Source organism: Candidatus Fermentibacter sp. (genome assembly GCA_030373045.1).
In the GTDB taxonomy this organism is placed as follows: domain Bacteria; phylum Fermentibacterota; class Fermentibacteria; order Fermentibacterales; family Fermentibacteraceae; genus Fermentibacter.
This window is the reverse complement of record JAUCPW010000047.1, coordinates 20,040-38,681: the sequence shown is the minus strand read 5'-3', so window position 1 is coordinate 38,681 and position 18,642 is coordinate 20,040. Positions and strand designations below refer to the sequence as shown.

Below are 18,642 nucleotides of genomic sequence, written 5' to 3'. Positions count from 1 at the left end.
GTGCAGAGACTGACCGATTACGGAATCGTTCTGTTGGTAGTGGCAGCGATGATGGCGCTTTTCAGGCTGTCCAGGCTGCTCCTCTCCCGCCTGCTGGCGGCCAGGGAGGCCCGTGGAGTTGTCTGCGACTGCGACGATCACATCAGGCTCGGCTTCCTCTTCCTCGTCGCAGGGATGCTGCTTCTCCCGCTGGTGACGGCCGCGGCCGCCTGCATAGATTCTTCGGCTCTGGCTGGCGGGGTCTTCCTCCATCTGCCGCTGGTCGCCATCTCCATCGTCCTCTTCAGCTTCGCGGAGGATCTGTTCGCCGGGATGAAGAAGCGGCCGGCCTCGAGGCGTCTGTCGGCAGGCGCACATTTCAGGACTGCCGGCCCCCTGCTGCTCGGCTTCTGGGCTCTCGGTTCGGCCTTCCTCTCCCCGATCTTCTACACCGCCCTGACTCTGATACTGGGCCTGTTCTACCTCTTCGCCCTCGCCGCCAGGCCGGACGGCCCGTCGGCTTGACCCGGGCTCCATCCCCCGGCGGACCCTGCCTCCGGGTCGTGCTGCTGTGCGATGACGAGCCCTTCGAGATCCCCCGGACCGTCGCGAGCATCGTCGAGTCCCTGCCGGGATGGCGTTTCACCGTTGCATCGCTTGGCGGCCATGCCTCCCTGCGGGACATCCGAAGGAACTCCTCGCGGTACCTGGGCCTCTACGGCCCTCTGGGATTCGCAGCGAGAGGGTCGTGGATGATCCTCCTGAAGATCCTAGCGGCGCTTCGCGCGCCAACTGCCTCCCCCCATTCCCTGGCGCAGGCGGCCTCGAGGACGGGGGCGGATTTCATCACGATCGACCGTGTGAACTCCGAAGCGGGCAGGGCTGTCCTGGAAGCCCTCGAGCCCGATGTCATCGTATCGATCGCCTGCCCGCAGATCCTCCGGCCGGTGACCCTGGCCATCCCTTCGATCTGCGCGCTGAATCTCCACTCCGCCCTGCTCCCCGTGAACAGGGGGATGCTGCCGACCTTCTGGTCCCTCTTCTCGGAACCGCCCCGCGCCGGAGTGACGCTGCACCTCATGACCGCCGAGCTGGATGGAGGGGAGATCCTCCTCCAGAGGGAGATCCCGGTCTCCCGCCGGACGACCTCCCTCCATTCCCTGATACGCCGGTGCAAGCAGACAGGGGCGGAAATGGTCACCGAAGGCCTCCTGATGGTTGCCGAAGGCTCCTGGACGACACGTCCGAATCCATCCTGCGAGGGATCGAGGAACGGCTTCCCCACGAAGGAAGACGTCGCCGAGTTCAGGCGCAGGGGAGGGCGCATCTGGTGAGGAACGGCGAATCCCGTGGCATGTCGCGCCGACTGGCCATGAGTTCCGACGCGGAGTACGGATTCAGAGGAGGGCTCGTCTTGTGAGAGACGATGCCGCCTGTGGCATTTCTCGCAGAGTAGCCATGAGCATAGACGTCGAGGAGTGGTTCCAGACCGCCGCGGTCTGCACGGGCGGCTTCGCGCCTCTGTCGTCTCGAAGGCGCAGGAGATCCCCCGGCCTAGTCGACGGGCTGATCGACATGCTGACGGAGTACGGGGCCAGGGCCACCTTCTTCGTGCTGGGCGATCTCCTCGAGGCGGAGCCCTCGATCGGGGAGGCCGTGACGGGATCGGGGAACGAGCTGGCCTGCCACGGGTGGGCCCACGGAAGCCTTATCTCGATGGACCGCGTAGCCTTCAGGGCGGACATCGGGAGGTGCCTCGAGACATGGTCGAGGCTTTCGCTGCCCCTTCCGAGGGGCTACCGGGCGCCGAGCTTCAGCGTCACCGAACGGAACTCCGCCTGGGTCGCCGAAGAACTGTCGTCTGCAGGCTTCCTTTACGACAGCAGCGTCTTCCCCATCCCCAGGATCAGATACGGCATCCCTGCCGCTCCCCTGATCCCGTACCGGCTCGAAGGCGGCGCCCTGCTCGAACTGCCCCTTGCCTCCGTGCCCGTGTTCGGGCTCAGGATTCCGGCGGCCGGAGGGGCATGGATGCGCTTCATGCCGATGCATGTGCATCACCGGCTCCTGCGGCGGGCCTGTGCGGCCGGAAGGACGCCGGTGCTCTACGCCCATCCCTGGGAGTTCGACACCCCCTTCGACGGTGAGGCGGGATTCCCCTGGATCGTCAGACTCAGGCAGGGCCTGGGCAGCGGACCGAGGATGCAGAGGGCTCTCTCGAGGCTGCTCGGGAGTTTCGATTCCATCACGCTGGCAGAGCTGTGCCGGGAGTCGTCGCGGGGGATGGATCCCCCGTAACGGGAACCGCCGGACGCTGGGTCCGGCGGTGTCCGTCGATTCGTGCCGCGAACCGGCTAGGGGGCTTCGATCGCCTCAACCGGGCAGACCGAGGCGCAGGCGCCGCAGTCGATGCACTTGCTGTCATCGATCTTGTACGGCTTGCCCTCGCTTATGGCCTCGACCGGGCACTCGTCCTTGCAGGTTCCGCACGCTATGCACTTGTCGCCTATCTTGTACGCCACGTCAGCTCCCTTCGTGTGGTGCGGCACTATAACGGCGCGCTCAGAACGCCGTCAACGCGGGGGCCTTGCGCTGGAATGCCGGAGGCAGGAAAATTGTGCATGCTATCACCCGGGAGGGGCGGTGAAGGACTACCTTGCCGAGACATGCTTCGAGAAGGGCTGGGAGAGCGTCGACCGCAACTTCAGGAAGCTCTCGAGGGCGGCGGGCACGGGCGATCCGGGCTCGCCGGAACAGGTCGACGCAGACGAGATCTCGCACGAACTCGACCGCCTGTCCTCCCAGGTGGACCTGTTCGCCGATCTCTGGCTCCACTTCCACATGAGATACGAAGCCCTCATCCACGAGTTCGACCTGGATGTGAAGACGGAAACGCCCGTCGGCACGGGCAGGACGGGCGGACGCAGGGACGCGGGCAGGGGCTAGGGTTCCTTCAGCCTGTCTTCGAGCGCCTTCCGCCTCCTCTCGAAGTCCATCCACCGCTCCGCGAAGGCATCGACGGTCTCCTGGAGATCCACCAGCTCTCTCGCGAGGGCCTGCCTCGCCTCGAGACCCATGTCGCCCCTCTCCGACATCTCCAGGTCGAGCCTGAGCCTGGCCATGCGCTCGTTTATCTCCTCCCAGGCCATCCTGAAGAGATAGTCGGGCTGCGCGCCCTCGCGCCTGCCTCTCGGGTCCTCCTCAGCCACCTATTATCTCCAGAATCCTCTCGAGATCCGAGAGAGACGAGTACTCCACGATCATGCTCCCCCGGCCCCCCCTGTCCCTTATCCTGACGCGGGCCGCGAGCCTGCGGGTAAGCTTCTCCTGGAGATCGGCAACCGCCGGTGCGACGGGCTTCTGCGCCTTCCGGGCCGCGGGCTGGCGGGAGGCTCTCCTCACGTGCTCCTCGAGCTGGCGCACCGACATGTCCCTGGAGACCGCCAGCGAGGCGGCGGTTTCGATGGTGCGGGCGTCGTGGAGGGCCAGGAGGGCCCTTCCGTGCCCCATGGCGAGCCTGCCGTCGCGAAGCATCGTCTTGACAGGGTCGGGGAGCTCCAGCAGCCTCACGAGGTTGGAGACGGTCGAGCGGTCCAGTCCGGTCTGCCTGCCCATCTCCTCCTGGGTCAGAGAGAAGGTAGTAGAGAGCCTGCTGAAGGCCTCCGCCTTCTCCAGCGGCCCGAGATCCCTGCGCTGGATGTTCTCGACGAGCGCCCAGGCGAGCATCTGGGAGTCCGTCGCCTCCCTTATGACGGCGGGGACCTCCTTCAGCCCGGCCATCCGCGCAGCCCGGAGACGCCTCTCCCCGGCGATCACCTGGAAGCGGAGACCCTGCTTCCTCAGAACCAGCGGCTGGAGTATTCCCTGCTCGCGGATCGAGTCGCTGAGCGAGCGGAGGTCCGCTTCGTCCCATTCACGTCTCGGCTGGTGGGGGTTGGGTTCGATCCGGTCCACGTCGACCGAAGCCACCTGCCCGGGTTCCGCCGGATCGACTGACGGGAGAAGCGCCTCGAGCCCCCTGCCCAGGGCCCTCTTCCTCAACTGCGTCATGGCTGTTCACCGCCCGCCCTTGATATCCCGTGCGTGATCGGCATCATCTCGAAATAAGCTCCTCGGCGAGCTGCAGATAGCATCTCGCGCCGGGTGATTCGACATCGTAGTGAAGGACGGGCTTGCCGAAGCTGGGAGCCTCGCTGAGACGTACGTTCCTGGGTATCCTGGTCCCGAGGAGCATCTCGCTGAGATGGTCCTCCGCGTCCGCCTCCACCTCCCTGCTGAGCTTCAGGCGCCTGTCGTACATAGTGAGCAGGACCCCCTCCATGGTGATGGCGGGATTCCAGAGCTGACGGACTCTCCGGATCGTGTCGAGGAGGTGGGACAGGCCCTCGAGGGCATAATACTCGCTCTGGAGAGGGAGCAGCACCGAGTCGGCGGCCACGAGCGCGTTGATCGTCAGCAGGCCGAGCGATGGAGGACAGTCTATCAGCACGAAGTCGAACCTGTCCATTTCGGGGACCCTCAGCCTGTCGCGGAGGAAGAACTCCCTGCCCTTCTGCGAGGCCAGGTCTATCTCGAGGCCGGCCAGATCCCTCGAACCCGGGATCGCCGACATCCCCTCGAACCCGGTCTCGACCACGGACCCGTCGAAGCCGGCGAGGCCGGCGAGGAGAGCATGTATGTTCTTCGGGGACGGAAGGGGCAGGCCCATGCCGCTGGTGGCGTTGGCCTGCGGATCGAGGTCCACGACGAGGACATCCTTCTCGAATGCGGCGAGGCTGGCTGCGAGATTGATCACGGTGGTGGTCTTTCCGACGCCGCCCTTCTGATTCGATACGGAGATGATCCTGCTCATGGAGTGGCCTTTCGGGTGCTTCCGGCCTCGTACGGCCGCACGATCGGAATGCGATACTGCACAAGAACCCCCGGGCGGTCAAGCGGAGGGACGGGAAGATCCAGCGTACGCACGCAGCCCGGCATCGCGGATTCCCCGGGGGGCACCCTGACCGTGACGGAGCACGAATGACCGAGTTCTTCGAGGAGCCGGACCAGCTCTCCGGCCGGCATGAGGGACCGGGCGGTGAACTGCGGGGCAGTCCCGGGCCAGTCCTCGAGCCTGCTCCTGATGACCGAAACATTCCCGAGGCCCAGCCTGCCGGCGGCATACTCGAGGAAGAGCGCCCTGTTCCTGCGCGGCTCGAGCAGGATCACATCGAAACCGAGCATGGCGAGCACCATCCCCGGGAATCCGGCACCCGATCCGATGTCCGCCACGGGCTTCGATGGATCGAGCAGCAGGGAGAAGGCGGCAGACTCGAGAACGTGCCTTTCCCACAGCCGTCCCGTCTCGCCGGGCCCGACAAGGTTCATGACCCGGTTCCTCTCCCGGATCATCTCCATGAAGCTCCCGGCGGCATCCCGGAAAGCCTCCGGGAACCGGATGCCGAGAGGAGCCTCTCCGGCTGCCGGGCTGTCAGACGCCTGTCTTCGTTCCACGTGGAACCATCCTCAGAACGCCGATCAGAAGGCCTTCCACGTCGGAAGGTCTCATGCCCGGGATGAGAGCGGCCTCCCCCATGTTCGCCGGACGGGCCTTCTGGAGCCTCTCCCTCGATTCCCAGCTTATCCCCTCCATGCAGGAGAAGTCCTCCACGCAGGAGAGATCGACCGATGACATCCTCTCCACCTCACGCAACCTGCCCTCGGCACGCCTCACGTGTCCCATGTACCTCTCGTCGAGCGCAGCGGTGAAGACGACGCCCGGGTCGAGCGCCCCCAGCCTCCCGCTCATCGCGCCGAGCGATTCCACGTCGAACTCCGTCACTCTGCACATATCCGCCAGCAGCCTGCCTCCGGCGCGTTCCGTGTTCAGGACGGTCCGCGCCTCTTCGAGCTGCCGCTCCATCCTTCTCAGCCTTGCTTCGTCACCGGGCCGGGACAGCCCCGATGAAACCGCCTGAGCGAGCAGCCTGGCCTCGGCGTTGTCCTGTCTGAGGTGGAGCCTGTTCGAAGCCCGCGAGGAGAACAGGCGGTACGGCTCCTCCAGGTTGCTTCCGGCTATGTCCTCGAGCATCACGCCTATGAACGACTCACTTCCCTGCGGTCGGAAGCGCCCGCCGTCCCCCGCCGATGAAAGGGCGGCGCATGCTCCCGCAACCAGCCCGAGCCCCGCTGCCTCTTCGTATCCCGATGTACCGCAGACCTGGCCCGCAAGGAAGACGTTGTCCGTTCCCACCAGCCTCAGGTCCCTCCCGATGCATTCCCCGGGGAAGTACCCGTACTCCACGGCGTAACCCCACGATGCGACCACGGCCCGACCGCATCCGGGGAGTGACCTTATCATCTCGATCTGGGTGCTCCGAGGAAGGCTGGTGGACATGCCCCCTGCGTAGACCAGCCTTCCGTCCATCCCCATCGGCTCCAGGAACACGGGGTGTTCGAGACGGTCGGGAAACCTGGCGGCCTTGTCCTCGAAGCTCGGGCAGTATCGCGGCCCCCTGCCGCCGATCGACCCGTCGAAGAGCGGCGATCCGCCCATTCCCGACCTGGCGGTATCTATCGCGCGACAACCTGCTCTCGTCGTGAAGCAGACCGCCCTGGTGTCGCTGAATCGCGCACCGCCGCGTGACGAGAACCGCCAAGAGGCGCCCTCCTCGGACTGCTGTTCGAGGGCGCCGTAGTCTATCGACCCTGCGAGCAGCCTCGGAGGAGTCCCGGTCTTGAAGCGTTCCACGTGGAACCCTCTGCCGGAAAGGTGCGCGCAGAGGCGATCCGAGGCCTTGTCTCCGGCCCTTCCTCCGCTCCATCTCTCGCGACCCCGGAACAGGACCGCTCCGAGAAACGTGCCGGCCGCGACGACGGCTGTCCTGAAACAGATGGCGCCCCCCGCAGAAAGCACCGCCGACATCGCCCTGTCGCCCGCCCATCGGAACTGCTCCACCTCTCCCTCGACGACCTCGACTCCGGATGACCGGAGAGCCCCTCTCACGAAAGAGGAGTATGCACTCCCGTCGCACTGGACCCGGGGTCCCCAGACCGCCGGCCCCCTGCTCCTGTTGAGCATCCTGAACTGGATCGAGGCGAAATCGGCCGCTTCGCCCATCACACCGCCGAGCGCGTCTATCTCCCGGACCATGGTGCCCTTGGCGACGCCCCCCACCGACGGGTTGCACGAGAGCATCCCTATCCTCGCGGCATTCATCGTCACCATCGCGGTCCGCGCACCCATCCTGGCGGCCGCCAGGGCCGCCTCGGCCCCCGCGTGACCGCCACCGATCACCAGGACATCGGTCCCGGTCATTTCCCCACGCACATCCTGCCCAGGGCACGCTCCACCGCTATCCCGACTCCCCCTCCCCTGTCCATGCAGCAGTTCAGTTCCCTCAGCGCTTCTGCAACGCTCTCCGCCGCCAGAGCGAGCTCCCGGCCCGACAATGCCCCCGATGCCTCATCGATCCTCGCTTCGATCGAGCCAGCGATCGTGGTGAGCAGGCCTCCGGGCCTGGCACCGGCGATCGCCTTCCCGAGCTCGTCGATCCCCTCTCCTGTGACCGAGCTGACCGGAAGCCATTCTCCCCCGACCTCGTCGCATCTGCTGGCAACCCTGACTATCCTGCCCGCGGCTTCCGCGAGGCCCCGCCCCGGCTCCTCACTCGAACCCGGGCTCATCCAGACCACCACGTCCCCGCTGCCTATCATCCCGAGGGCGATCCGGAGAGCCTCCGCATCCGCCCCCCTCATCTCTCCACCCCTGAATCCGGGGGTATCGAACAGCTCCACCCGCCTTCCGCCGACCAGGGTGATGCACGAGGCTCCGTCCCGTGTGGTCCCCGCCTCGTCGGACACCACCGCTCTCTCGGCGCCCGCCAGCCTGTTGAAGAGCGTCGACTTTCCGGAGTTGACCGGGCCTGCCAGAAAAACCCTCACCGGTCCCTCGGCTCTTTCCGCGCCCTCCCGGAACAGGCGTGCCCTGTGCAGCGTCTCCTCCAGGCACTCATCCATGTGGAGCCGGTGTTCGTCGATTTCGTCGGGGAACTCGACGGCGGCTTCGATCAGCTCCGCCGATCGTTCGAGGGATTCCGCCAGGCGCGCGCCCAGATCCTCGAGCGCGCCTCCCGCCCGGCCGTCTTCGCTGCCTCTCCTCCAGAGGGATGCGAGCCCGATCACTTCGAGCGGGGAGAGCCTGCCGGAAAGATATGCATGCCTCGTGAACTCGCCGGGCAGCGACGGTCTCGCTCCCCGCGAGAGCATGCCCGCCAGCAGGCCGTCGACGATCTCCCGGGCTCCCGGGCAGACGACGTCGACCATTTCCTCGCCGGTGTAGCTCCTTCCGGCGGGCCACGAGAAAGCCACGGCTTCCGCGCCCTGCGCTGCACCCGGAATCGGGGCGACGGCCCTCCGCATCCCCGAGAGCCTGCCCTCTTCCAGATCGAGCAGCTCCTCGACGATCGCCGCACAGCCTTCGCCGCTCATCCTCAACAGCGCCAGCGCGGAATCCCCCGGGGGGGTGGCCAGGGCGGCTATCACCTCTCCGGGCAAGGCTCCCTCATCTCACTTCGCGCGCCTCTCCACCGCCTGTACGGCGGGTGCGGCCTTCGCCTTCGGCACGAGCTTCTGTTCCGCGATCGACAGGATGTTGTTCACGAACCAGTAGAGGGAGAGCCCGGCCGGGAACTTCATGAAGAACCACGTCATCATCACGGGCATGATGTATGCCATGCTCTTCTGCGACGGGTCGGTCATGGACGTCTTCTGCTGGTAGAACATCGCCGCGCCCATCAGCACGGGGAGCAGACCGATCCCGGGCATGCCCAGTACGCTGGTCCCGAACGGGATCAGGATCTCGGGCCTGGACAGGTCGGTGATCCAGAGGACGAATCCGGCTCCCCGCAGGTTCACCGAGTTCTCGAGCACACGGTACAGGGCGAAGAAGATCGGCATCTGGAGTATGAGGGGCAGGCAGCCTCCCAGGGGGTTCACCCCGTTCTCCTTGTAGAGCTTCGACAGCTCCTGCCTCTGGCGCATGGGATCGTTCGCGTACTTCTTCTGCAGCTCGATCACCAGGGGCTGCATCGACTGCATCCTCTTCATCGACCGGCTGCTGTGGATCGAGAGCGGCATGAGGGCCAGCTTCATCACGACCGACAGGATCACGATGCGCACGCCCCAGTTCGACGCGAACGACAGCACTGTGGTGAGGAAGAGATAGATCAGCTTCCCTATCCACCTGATGATCGGCCATCCGAAGTCGACGAGGTTGTCCGTGCGCGATCCGAGTGCGTGCAGCCTCCCGTAGTCCACCGGGCCGGCATATACCCTGATGTCGCCGCCCTCCAGCGTGACCCTCGGAGACTGGACCGGATCGCTCGAGAACGCGTACCCGTCCCTGCGCGACCCATCGCAGGGCATCATCAGCACGGTGAAGTACCTCGACCTCGCGGCCGCCCAGAGCACCCTGCCGAGCGCCAGCTCCTCGTCGAGGCTGCCGGGCTTCTTCGACCTGCTCTTCTCGGCGAACCATGCCGCGCTGAAATACCTCGAAGGATCGGTGACGGTCTCGGTCACGGGGATGGCTCCCTGCGCGACGGTGAACGCGTCCGCTCCGGTGTCCGTGATCTCGAAGACGTAGCTCCCGGGATGGAACGTGTATGTGCGCTCCCGGCCGCCCTCCGCCGTCATCGTTATCTCTACGTCACCCGATGCGACGACGGCAGCGGGGCATCCGCACTCGAACCCCACGGGTCCGGCCGGCCCCAGAGCCTCGAACCAGGGTTCGTTCACCAGTTCGATCGGCCCGTCGGCTCCATCCGTGAGGTTGCGCCATGACGGCATGACCCACGAGACAACCGCCCCCCCGTTCGTCGAGAGCACGGCATCCACCAGGATCCCTCCGTGCCCGTCGGGGATGGATACGTTCACGAGGCGCTCCGTGGGCACATCGATCCGCGCTGCGGAAGAATCCCCGGGGGTCTGCGCGGACGTCGAGTCCGGGATCGAATCCTCCACGGTCTCGATCGTCTGGGATGTCGGAACCGGGTCCGGCAGTTCCGGCGCCACAGGGGCCTGCCGTCTCGAGGAGCCCAGCATCCATCCCGCCACCAGCACAAGGGACATCAGCACGGCTGCAAGGAGGAGTCTCTGCTGGTCACTCATCTTCGGGACCTCCGGGGACTGGATCGAAACCGCCGGGCGTGAAAGGATTGCACCTGAGTATCCTCCAGGCGGACATCACGCTTCCCTTCAGGAAGCCGAACCTCTCCACCGCGATCAGGGCGTACAGGCTGCACGAAGGCGTGAACCGGCAGCCCGGGGGGAGCATCGGAGATATCCAGCGCCTGTAGAACCGGATTGCCTTCAGCGTTCCCCTCGCAGCCGGAGAGAGTCCGCGAATGCAATGAGATCCGCTTCCATCTCTCTTCGCGTAGTCTCCGAGAGCTTCACCGCGGGGTACACGACGATATCCAGGCCCGGCGGCGTCGCGATCCGCTGACGCAGCGCCTCCCTGATCCGGCGTCTGAAGAGGTTCCTCTCCGCTGCGCATCCCATCTTCCTGGATACGGAAAACCCCAGGCGTGTGATGCCCAGGGTGTTTCCGAGACAGACTATCCTCACCGCCGCGCCCCTGAACCGGAAGCCCTGCCTGAACACCCTCTCGAATTCGGGTTTGCCGGTGAGCCTCCCGGGGGCGGCTAGGACAGGTCGTCCACTAGGGGACGAGGTGCTTCCTGTTCCTGCGGCGCCTGGCATTGAGCACCTTGCGCCCGTTGCGAGTGGCCATCCTCGCCCTGAATCCGTGTCTCCTGGCGCGGGACAAGTTGCTTGGCTGGTACGTTCTCTTCATGTCGCCTCTCCCGGATCACCTGATTTTTTACACTCATCCCGTGACGGCTTGACTGCGGGTCCCGGCGGGACGAAATTCTGCCTGCCGCTTTGATGCGGCGAAGCGGGAAGCTACTCCCCAAATCGGGTCCTGTCAAGACGGTGGCTCCGGTGGAATGTATGTTGCTCGAACGAAATCAACACGCGGCGCGATCACGGTACTGCCCTACGACGCATCTTCCTGTATTCCAAGCATATGTAAGCTGTGAAACCTGTGGAGAACTCTGTGGATAATACCTGTCCGGTTTACCCGGCAATGTCTTAGGCCGGCGTGGAACAGACCGCCCCTTCCGGCATGGATCTGCCGGGTCTCTGGAACCGCTGTCTCGAGGCTGCGAGGCCGTCCATACCGCCTACCTCGTTCAGCTCGTGGCTCCAGGTGTCCTGCTTCGAGGCTCTCGAGGAGGACAGGTTCATCGTCCGCTTCCCGAACGCCTTCATGGCGAGATGGACGATGACACAGTACGGCGATATCCTCCAGGGCTCCCTCAGGGAGCTCAGCGGCATCCCCGGGATCAGCCTGCAATGCGTCGGCGACCCCGCCCCACCCGCATCTCCCGGTCCGGAGGCCCAGCCCAGGCAGAACCAGACCTCCATCAGATCAAACTATCTCCATCCCAGCTATACCTTCGACAGATTCGTGGCGGGGCCCAGCAACGAGCTCGCCCATGCCGGCGCCAGGGCCGTCGCCATGAACCCGGGCAGCCCTTCCTACAATCCTCTCTTCATCTACGGCGGCGTCGGGCTGGGCAAGACCCACCTCATCCAGGGCATCGCCCACGAGGTCAGGAGGCTCCATCCCGACAAGCGATTCGTATACGTCTCCTCGGAGCAGTTCCTCCACCTCTTCGTCACATCGCTGGGCCGTCAGAACGTCGACGAGTTCAGGCGCATCTACCGCGACGTCGACCTCCTGCTCATGGACGACGTCCAGTCCCTGGGAGGCAAGGCGCAGACCCAGGAGGAGCTCTTCCACAGGTTCAACGACCTGTACCAGACAGGCAGGCAGATCGTCTTCACATCCGACAGGCTGCCCGGCGAGATCCCGGGGCTCGAGGAACGCCTGGTCTCCAGGTTCCAGTCCGGCCTCGTCGCCGACATCCAGCCCCCCGACTACGAGACGCGCATGGCGATCCTCGACCTCAAGGTCCGCGACGAGGGGGAGTTCTTCCCCGCCGAGGTGCTCGACTTCATCGCTTCCACGATCAGGAGCAACGTCAGGCAGCTCGAGGGCGCGGTGCACAGGCTGGCCGCATCCAGCCGGATCAACGGCACCCCGATAGATCTCGCACTCGCGAAGAGGGTCCTCTCCGACGCATTCGGCTCCGCCTCGCAGAAACTCTCCGCCGGCGTCATCACCGCAGCCGTAGCAGAGGCCTTTTCCGTCGCCCCGGCGCAGCTCAGGGGCAAGCAGCGGAGGCGCGACATCCTCGTACCCCGCCAGGTCGCGATGTTCCTAATCAGGGAGCTCACCGAGACTTCCCTCGTCGAGATCGGCCGCTTCTTCTCCGGCCGCGACCACTCCACGGTCCTCAACGCCATCGACCGCATAAGGCAGCTATCCTCGGAAGACGCCTCCCTCCGCAGAAGGATCCTGGATCTGAGAACCAGGCTCTCGGGTTGATCCTGTCGATCCGCCCCCCGGAAACTGCCGTCCCGTACGACCACTGTGGAGAACCCGGCCTTTGCACGGGCGTTTTCCACATCGTTCCCCACACCGGAGTACCGTGCGCCGCAACCCTCACCCTAGCAGGTCAACAGTTTCTTCGGTATAATAGTAATCATCATTTGTCGCTGTTTTCTATGTCTCTACTGGTCCCAGCCGTTCCCCGGAGGGATGCACGATGATCAAGCTGCTCGTCTCCCAGGCAGAGTTCCTAAAGGGTCTCAACACCGTTGCCGCGGCGGTGCCCCCCCGTACCAACCTGCCAGCCCTGACGAACATCCTCCTCGAAGCCGGCAGGGATCAGCTCAGCCTTGCTGCAACCGACCTGGACACGACGATCACGACCAGCATACCGGCTACCGTGACCACTCCCGGTTCTGTCGCCATACCCGGAAGGAAGCTCCATGAGATAGTCCGCGAGCTTCCCGACACCGATGTCCACATCGGCGGCACCGGAAGCCGCATCAGCATCAACTGCGGCACCAGCTCGTTCGTCGTGGCCGGCTCTGCGCGCGATACCTATCCCGAGCTCCCGACCAGGGTCGAGTCCTCTTCCGTCACCATATCCATGTCCGTACTGGCATCCGCCATCAGGAGGACTTCCTTCGCGGTCGCCCGGGAGGACTACAGGCCTGCTCTCAACGGCGAACTCTGGAAACTGGGATCCGAAGGCCTCGAAATGGTAGCCACCGACGGGCACCGTCTCGCCCGCATACACCTTTCGGATGTCGTATCCCCTTCGCCTTTCGAGGCCATCGTCGCTCCCAAGGCCCTCGCCCTCCTCGCCCGCATCGGCGACGACGGCGATGTACGGGTCAGCTTCCAAGGCTCGCAGCTCTCCTTCGAATTCGGCTCCACCACCATCTTCAGCAGGACCATCGAGGGGCCCTACCCTCCCTACGAGAAGGTGATCCCCCACGACAACGACAAGAGCCTCGTCATCTCCCGGGAGGAGCTGAACTCCGCCCTCAGGAGGATGCGCATCATCGCCAACCCGGCCACCCACCAGGTCAAGCTCTCCCTCGAGAAGGGGAGCATCCTCGTGCAGGCCGAGAACACCGACGCCGGCGAGGCGAGGGAGAAGCTCGAGGGCGACTATTCCGGCGAGTCCCTGCAGGTCGGGTTCAATGCCGACTTCCTCATGGAGATACTCAAGAACATGACCGGCGACCGCATCGTCCTCAGGCTCAAGAACAGCGCGTCCGCCGTCGTGCTCGAGAACGAGACGCCCGAACAGGGCGTCGCTCACCTCTCCCTGCTGATGCCGGTGAGACTCCCCGGAGCCACAGGTTAAGGCGGCTGACAACCCTGGGGAGGACGGTGCGCACCGCACCGCGGCGCAGGCTCCGAGGTGAGAAGCATCGCTTCCATCATCCAGGAGATCCTCTCCGAGGGATACAAGCCCGAACCCCCGCCTCTTGCTCTCGTGGAAAGAGCATGGCCGGGCGTCGTCGGGAACGACATCGCGGTGCTTTCGCGGATCCGTGCCCTCGATGACGGGTTCCTCGTAGTCGAGAGCCTGCATCCTGCCGCCGCCTTCGAGATCAGGTCGCGCGAGGGCGAGTTCGTGGCCAGACTGAGAGCCGATACGGGCGTGGAGATCAGGGCCATCCGTATCAGGCCGGCCGGAAGGAGAAGCTGATTTGTCCGAGTTGAACGGCGGGCGGTACGACGCTGGTTCGATACAGGTCCTCGAGGGACTCGAAGCGGTTCGGAAGCGCCCCAGCATGTACATCGGCTCCACCAGCCAGACCGGTCTCCATCACCTTGTCTGGGAGGTCGTGGACAACAGCGTCGACGAGGCCCAGGCGGGGTTCTGCACGGAGATCTCCGTCAGGCTGATCGACGGCGACATCGTGTCCGTGCAGGACAACGGGCGCGGCATCCCAATCGACCCGCATCCCAAGTTCAACAGGCCTGCCCTCGAGATCGTCCTCACCAAGCTCCACGCCGGAGGCAAGTTCGACAGCGAGGCCTACAGGGTGTCCGGCGGGCTTCACGGAGTAGGGCTCAGCGTCGTGAACGCCCTCTCGGAGTGGCTCGTGGTCGAGGTCTCGAAGAACGGGACGAAGTATGCCCAGAGATACGAACGCGGCATCCCCGTGACCGACCTGACACCATGCGGCGACTGCGCGGGGAACGGCACCCTGGTCACGTTCAAGCCGGACAGGGAGATCTTCGAGGAGACCTCCTTCAGTTTCGACACCCTCTCCAGGCGCCTGAGGGAGCTCGCGTTCCTCAACAGCGGGCTGTCCATCGGCCTCAGGGACGAGAGGGCGGAAGGCGCGGGCAAGAGCCACGACTTCTGCTACGAGGGAGGCATCGTCTCCTTCGTGCGCTTCCTCAACGAGAGCAGGCACGCCCTCCACGGCGACCCCATCTTCGTCTCCAGGGAGACCGAGCTCGAGGACGGATCCTCGATGCTCGTGGAATGCGCGATCCAGTACAACTCCGGCTACCAGGAGGAGACCTTCTCCTTCGCCAACAACATCAACACGATCGACGGCGGCACCCATCTCACGGGCTTCCGGGCCGCGCTCACGCGGGGGCTGAACGACTACGCCACCTCCAACGGCATGTTCAAGAAGTCCGACGAGGCGTTCAGCGGAAATGACGTCAGGGAGGGCCTCACCGCCGTCATAAGCGTGAAGCTCTCGAATCCCCAGTTCGAGGGTCAGACGAAGACGCGGCTCGGCAACAGGGACGTGAAGGGGGCCGTGGAGTCCATCGTCTACACCGGGCTTGCCACGTTCATGGAGGAGAACCCCGCACTGGCCAGGAGGCTGGTGCAGAAGTGCCAGGAGACGAGCGCCGCCAGGCTGGCCGCGAGGAACGCCAGGGAGCTGACCCGGAGGAAGAGCGCCCTCGAGACGGCCGCCCTGCCGGGCAAGCTGGCCGACTGCACCTCGACCGATCCCGTGGACTCGGAGGTCTTCATAGTCGAGGGCGACTCGGCGGGCGGCAGCGCCAAGCAGGGCCGGAACAGGTTCAACCAGGCCATCCTTCCGCTCAGGGGCAAGATCCTCAACGTCGAGAAGGCGCCCCTGCACAAGATCCTGGTGAACGCGGAGATAAAGGCCATCGTCACCGCCGTGGGCACGGGGGTCGGCGAGGACGACTTCGACCTCGCGAAGCTGCGGTACGGCAGGATAATCATCATGACCGACGCCGACGTGGACGGCGCCCACATCAGAACCCTGCTGCTCACGTTCTTCTACAGGTACATGCCCGCCCTGATCGACCGGGGGCACATCTTCATAGCCCAGCCGCCCCTCTTCGGCGTCCACGCCGGGAAGCGGTCCTACTACGCCTACAACGAGAAGGAGAGGGACAGCATACTCGAAGAGGTCGGCACGGACAGGGCCACCGTGCAGAGGTACAAGGGCCTCGGCGAGATGAACCCCTCGCAGCTGTGGACCACTGCGATGGATCCCGTCACCAGGACGATCGTGAAGGTGCGCATGGAGGACGCCGTGGAGGCGAGCCACATCTTCTCCGTGCTCATGGGAGACGAGGTCCAGCCCCGCAAGGAGTTCATACAGGAGCACGCGTCGGAGGTGAGGAACCTCGATGTCTGAGAACATGGCTGACGATGTGAAGACGCCGGACCAGCCGCCATCCGCAGGCAGCCGCGTCATACTGGTCGATCTCGAAGACGAGATGAAGCGCTCCTATCTCGAATACGCCATGAGCGTCATCGTCTCCCGCGCCCTCCCGGACGTCAGGGACGGGCTGAAGCCCGTGCACAGGCGCATCCTGTACTCGATGTACGAGCAGAGGCTGACGCATCAGAGGCCTTTCAAGAAGTCCGCCACCGTGGTCGGAGACGTGCTCGGCAAGTACCATCCCCACGGCGACAGCGCCGTGTACGACGCCCTCGTGAGGATGGCGCAGGACTTCTCCCTCAGGCATCCGCTCGTCGAGGGCCAGGGCAACTTCGGGTCCGTCGACGGCGATCCGGCCGCGGCCTACCGTTATACCGAGGCGAGGATGTCCCGGATCGGCGAGGAGATGCTCAGGGACATCGACAAGGAGACGGTGGAGTTCACGCCCAACTTCGACCAGAGGCTCTCGGAGCCGGCGGTCCTCCCATCGGGCGTCCCCAACCTCCTGCTGAACGGCTCTGCCGGCATCGCCGTCGGGATGGCCACCAACATCCCCCCCCACAACCTGAGGGAGCTCGTGGACGCTTGCCGGCTGCTTCTCTCCGATCCATCGGCGGGTGTCGAGGAGCTCCTCGGGGTGGTGAAGGGGCCCGACTTCCCCACCGGCGGCATAATCATGGGGCGCTCGGGCATACGCGATGCCTACACCACCGGCCACGGATCGATCACCGTCAGGGGCAGGGCCTCGATACAGAAGTCCGAGCGTGGCCGCGACGCGATCATCATCACCGAGATCCCCTACCAGGTGAACAAGTCGACCCTCATCACCGAGATGGCCGAACTGGTGAAGCAGCGGAAGCTCGTGGAGATCTCCGACATCCGCGACGAGAGCGACCGCGATGGCATGCGCGTAGTGGTCGAACTCAAGCGCGAGGTCGTGGGCGAGATCGTCCTGAACCAGCTCTACAGGCACACGGACCTCGAAGTGAGCTTCGGCGCCAACATGCTGGCCCTCGTGGACAACAGGCCCGAGAGGCTCAATCTCGCCGAGATGCTGCGCCATTTCCTGGACCACAGGCACGAGGTGATCCTCAGGCGCTGCCAGTTCGAGAAGGCCAGGGCCGAGGAGCGCGCGCACATCCTCGAGGGACTCAGGCGGGCCCTGGACGTCATAGACCAGATCATCTCGATCATCCGGTCGTCCGCGAACCAGGAAGAGGCCAGGGCGGCGCTGGTCTCGGGATTCGAGTTCTCGGAGAAGCAGGCCCAGGCCATCCTCGACATGAGGCTCCACAGGCTCACCTCCCTCGAGAGGGCCGAGCTGGACGAGGAGTACGAGGGGCTCATGAAGGAGATCGCCGGGCTCTCGAAGATCATCGACGACCGCGCAGAGCTGAGCGCGGTGGTCCTGGCGGAGCTGGAGGCGGCCGCTGCGGCCTACGGCGAGCCCAGGCGCACCGAGATAGTCTCCGTCGAATCCTCGGACATGGAGATGGAGGACCTGATCCCCGACGACTCGATGGTCATAATGATGTCGCGGGCGGGGTACATAAAGAGGCTCCCGCTGGACACCTGGAAGAGCCAGCGCAGGGGCGGCAAGGGCCTGAGCGGGGCATCCACCCGCGAAGAGGACAGTCTGGAGCAGATATTCATAGCCACGAGCCACTCCAGCATCCTCTTCTTCACGGCCCTGGGCTTCTGCCACTGGCTGAAGGTCTACAGGATCCCTGAAGAGGGCAGGCACAGCAAGGGCAAGGCGGTGGTCAACCTGCTGGACCTCCAGGAGGGCGACAGGCCCGTGGCGACTCTCTGCGTCAGGGACTTCGCGCAGGGCGGCAACCTGGTTCTGGCCACCACTGACGGCACGCTCAAGAAAACCGCACTGTCCGAGTACAGCCGTCCCAGGAGGAAGGGGATCAGGGCCATCAGGCTCTCGGAGGGATCATCCCTCCTCAGCGCCGTGCTGACTCCCGGCGACGCCGAACTCCTGCTGGCCACCAGGCTCGGCCGGGCCAACAGGTTCTCGGAATCCGAGATACGCATGACGGGCCGCTTCACGAGCGGAGTCAGGGGCATCAGGCTGCAGGGGGGCGACGAGCTGGTCTCCATGGTTGTTCTGCAGGGTGAGGGCGATCTGCTCACCGTGACGGCGAACGGGTTCGGCAAGCGCACCCCGGTCGGGGAGTATCCGATGCATCACCGGGGCGGCGGCGGGGTGCGGAACATCAGGGGTCTGGACAGGAACGGACCCGTGGTCGCCGTTCGCCAGGTGAACGGTTCCGACGATTTGATACTTGTTTCATCCCATGCTATGGTGATAAGGTTGTCTGTCGCGGATGTCAGGCTCTGCGGGCGCAGCACCCAGGGTGTGCGCCTGATGGGCCTTCCCTCCGGCGACAAGATTGTCGACGCCGCCACAGTAGAACCCGACTCTGACGAGGTTCTCGAGGGGCACGATGCCGGGGACGGAACAGGCGCGGAATCCGACAGCGGCAGTACTAGCTAAGAAGCTGAAAC

The 18,642-nt window shown here is 65.0% G+C and carries 20 protein-coding genes; 9 read left to right on the top strand and 11 right to left on the bottom strand.

Annotated elements, in window-relative coordinates; all coding sequences use genetic code 11:
* The 3 genes from QUS11_08170 to QUS11_08160 all read left to right on the top strand — a co-directional run bounded on the left by QUS11_08170 (position 1) and on the right by QUS11_08160 (position 2,277).
* Complete coding sequence (locus QUS11_08170) at positions 1-504, top strand: hypothetical protein (GenBank protein MDM7993274.1); 504 nt, start codon at positions 1-3, stop codon at positions 502-504.
* Complete coding sequence (locus tag QUS11_08165) at positions 501-1,313, top strand: formyltransferase family protein (GenBank protein ID MDM7993273.1); 813 nt, start codon at positions 501-503, stop codon at positions 1,311-1,313. Before QUS11_08170 ends, QUS11_08165 begins: the two co-directional genes overlap by 4 nt.
* Before the next feature lie 124 nt (positions 1,314-1,437).
* Positions 1,438-2,277, top strand: coding sequence for a DUF3473 domain-containing protein (locus QUS11_08160; GenBank protein MDM7993272.1), 840 nt, complete (start codon positions 1,438-1,440; stop codon positions 2,275-2,277).
* 56 nt (positions 2,278-2,333) lie between these two features.
* Here the strand turns inward: QUS11_08160 and QUS11_08155 are convergent, their stop codons facing one another.
* Positions 2,334-2,501, bottom strand: coding sequence for a 4Fe-4S binding protein (locus tag QUS11_08155; GenBank protein ID MDM7993271.1), 168 nt, complete (start codon positions 2,499-2,501; stop codon positions 2,334-2,336).
* A gap of 121 nt (positions 2,502-2,622) precedes the next feature.
* Between QUS11_08155 and QUS11_08150 the strand changes: the two genes are divergently transcribed.
* Positions 2,623-2,925, top strand: coding sequence for a hypothetical protein (locus QUS11_08150; GenBank protein ID MDM7993270.1), 303 nt, complete (start codon positions 2,623-2,625; stop codon positions 2,923-2,925).
* On the opposite strand, the gene QUS11_08145 is transcribed toward QUS11_08150, so the two are convergent.
* From QUS11_08145 to rpmH, 10 genes are read right to left on the bottom strand one after another with little or no spacing between them, the layout of a single operon-like run.
* Positions 2,922-3,188: a hypothetical protein gene (locus QUS11_08145; protein ID MDM7993269.1), complete on the bottom strand. Its 267-nt coding sequence runs from the start codon at positions 3,186-3,188 to the stop codon at positions 2,922-2,924. The two genes, QUS11_08150 and QUS11_08145, sit on opposite strands and share 4 nt — an antisense overlap.
* A complete protein-coding gene (locus tag QUS11_08140; GenBank protein ID MDM7993268.1) occupies positions 3,181-4,029 on the bottom strand; it encodes a ParB/RepB/Spo0J family partition protein in 849 nt (282 codons plus the stop codon). Before QUS11_08140 ends, QUS11_08145 begins: the two co-directional genes overlap by 8 nt.
* Before the next feature lie 43 nt (positions 4,030-4,072).
* Entirely contained in the window at positions 4,073-4,831 is a 759-nt protein-coding gene (locus QUS11_08135; protein ID MDM7993267.1) for a ParA family protein, read from the bottom strand.
* Positions 4,828-5,472 carry a 16S rRNA (guanine(527)-N(7))-methyltransferase RsmG gene (locus tag QUS11_08130; GenBank protein MDM7993266.1) on the bottom strand — a complete coding sequence of 215 codons (645 nt, stop codon included), beginning with the start codon at positions 5,470-5,472 and terminating at the stop codon, positions 4,828-4,830. Before QUS11_08130 ends, QUS11_08135 begins: the two co-directional genes overlap by 4 nt.
* Complete coding sequence (locus QUS11_08125; GenBank protein MDM7993265.1) at positions 5,450-7,276, bottom strand: FAD-dependent oxidoreductase; 1,827 nt, start codon at positions 7,274-7,276, stop codon at positions 5,450-5,452. Before QUS11_08125 ends, QUS11_08130 begins: the two co-directional genes overlap by 23 nt.
* Positions 7,273-8,514 carry a 50S ribosome-binding GTPase gene (locus QUS11_08120; GenBank protein ID MDM7993264.1) on the bottom strand — a complete coding sequence of 414 codons (1,242 nt, stop codon included), beginning with the start codon at positions 8,512-8,514 and terminating at the stop codon, positions 7,273-7,275. The genes QUS11_08125 and QUS11_08120 overlap by 4 nt, the downstream gene beginning before the upstream one ends.
* 12 nt (positions 8,515-8,526) lie before the next feature.
* Complete coding sequence (locus QUS11_08115) at positions 8,527-10,128, bottom strand: YidC/Oxa1 family insertase periplasmic-domain containing protein (protein ID MDM7993263.1); 1,602 nt, start codon at positions 10,126-10,128, stop codon at positions 8,527-8,529.
* Positions 10,121-10,294: a membrane protein insertion efficiency factor YidD gene (yidD, locus tag QUS11_08110; protein MDM7993262.1), complete on the bottom strand. Its 174-nt coding sequence runs from the start codon at positions 10,292-10,294 to the stop codon at positions 10,121-10,123. The genes QUS11_08115 and yidD overlap by 8 nt, the downstream gene beginning before the upstream one ends.
* Before the next feature lie 35 nt (positions 10,295-10,329).
* Positions 10,330-10,722, bottom strand: coding sequence for a ribonuclease P protein component (gene rnpA / locus QUS11_08105; GenBank protein ID MDM7993261.1), 393 nt, complete (start codon positions 10,720-10,722; stop codon positions 10,330-10,332).
* Positions 10,682-10,816 carry a 50S ribosomal protein L34 gene (gene rpmH, locus QUS11_08100; protein ID MDM7993260.1) on the bottom strand — a complete coding sequence of 45 codons (135 nt, stop codon included), beginning with the start codon at positions 10,814-10,816 and terminating at the stop codon, positions 10,682-10,684. The genes rnpA and rpmH overlap by 41 nt, the downstream gene beginning before the upstream one ends.
* 333 nt (positions 10,817-11,149) lie before the next feature.
* On the opposite strand from rpmH, the gene dnaA reads away from it, so the two are divergent.
* The 5 genes from dnaA to gyrA all read left to right on the top strand — a co-directional run bounded on the left by dnaA (position 11,150) and on the right by gyrA (position 18,631).
* Complete coding sequence (dnaA, locus tag QUS11_08095; protein MDM7993259.1) at positions 11,150-12,478, top strand: chromosomal replication initiator protein DnaA; 1,329 nt, start codon at positions 11,150-11,152, stop codon at positions 12,476-12,478.
* A gap of 220 nt (positions 12,479-12,698) precedes the next feature.
* Positions 12,699-13,814, top strand: coding sequence for a DNA polymerase III subunit beta (gene dnaN, locus QUS11_08090; protein MDM7993258.1), 1,116 nt, complete (start codon positions 12,699-12,701; stop codon positions 13,812-13,814).
* Positions 13,815-13,871: 57 nt separating this feature from the next.
* Complete coding sequence (locus tag QUS11_08085; GenBank protein ID MDM7993257.1) at positions 13,872-14,162, top strand: DciA family protein; 291 nt, start codon at positions 13,872-13,874, stop codon at positions 14,160-14,162.
* Between the two features lie 10 nt (positions 14,163-14,172).
* Positions 14,173-16,098, top strand: coding sequence for a DNA topoisomerase (ATP-hydrolyzing) subunit B (gyrB, locus tag QUS11_08080; GenBank protein MDM7993256.1), 1,926 nt, complete (start codon positions 14,173-14,175; stop codon positions 16,096-16,098).
* Complete coding sequence (gyrA, locus tag QUS11_08075; GenBank protein ID MDM7993255.1) at positions 16,091-18,631, top strand: DNA gyrase subunit A; 2,541 nt, start codon at positions 16,091-16,093, stop codon at positions 18,629-18,631. The genes gyrB and gyrA overlap by 8 nt, the downstream gene beginning before the upstream one ends.
* Positions 18,632-18,642 lie beyond the last annotated feature (11 nt).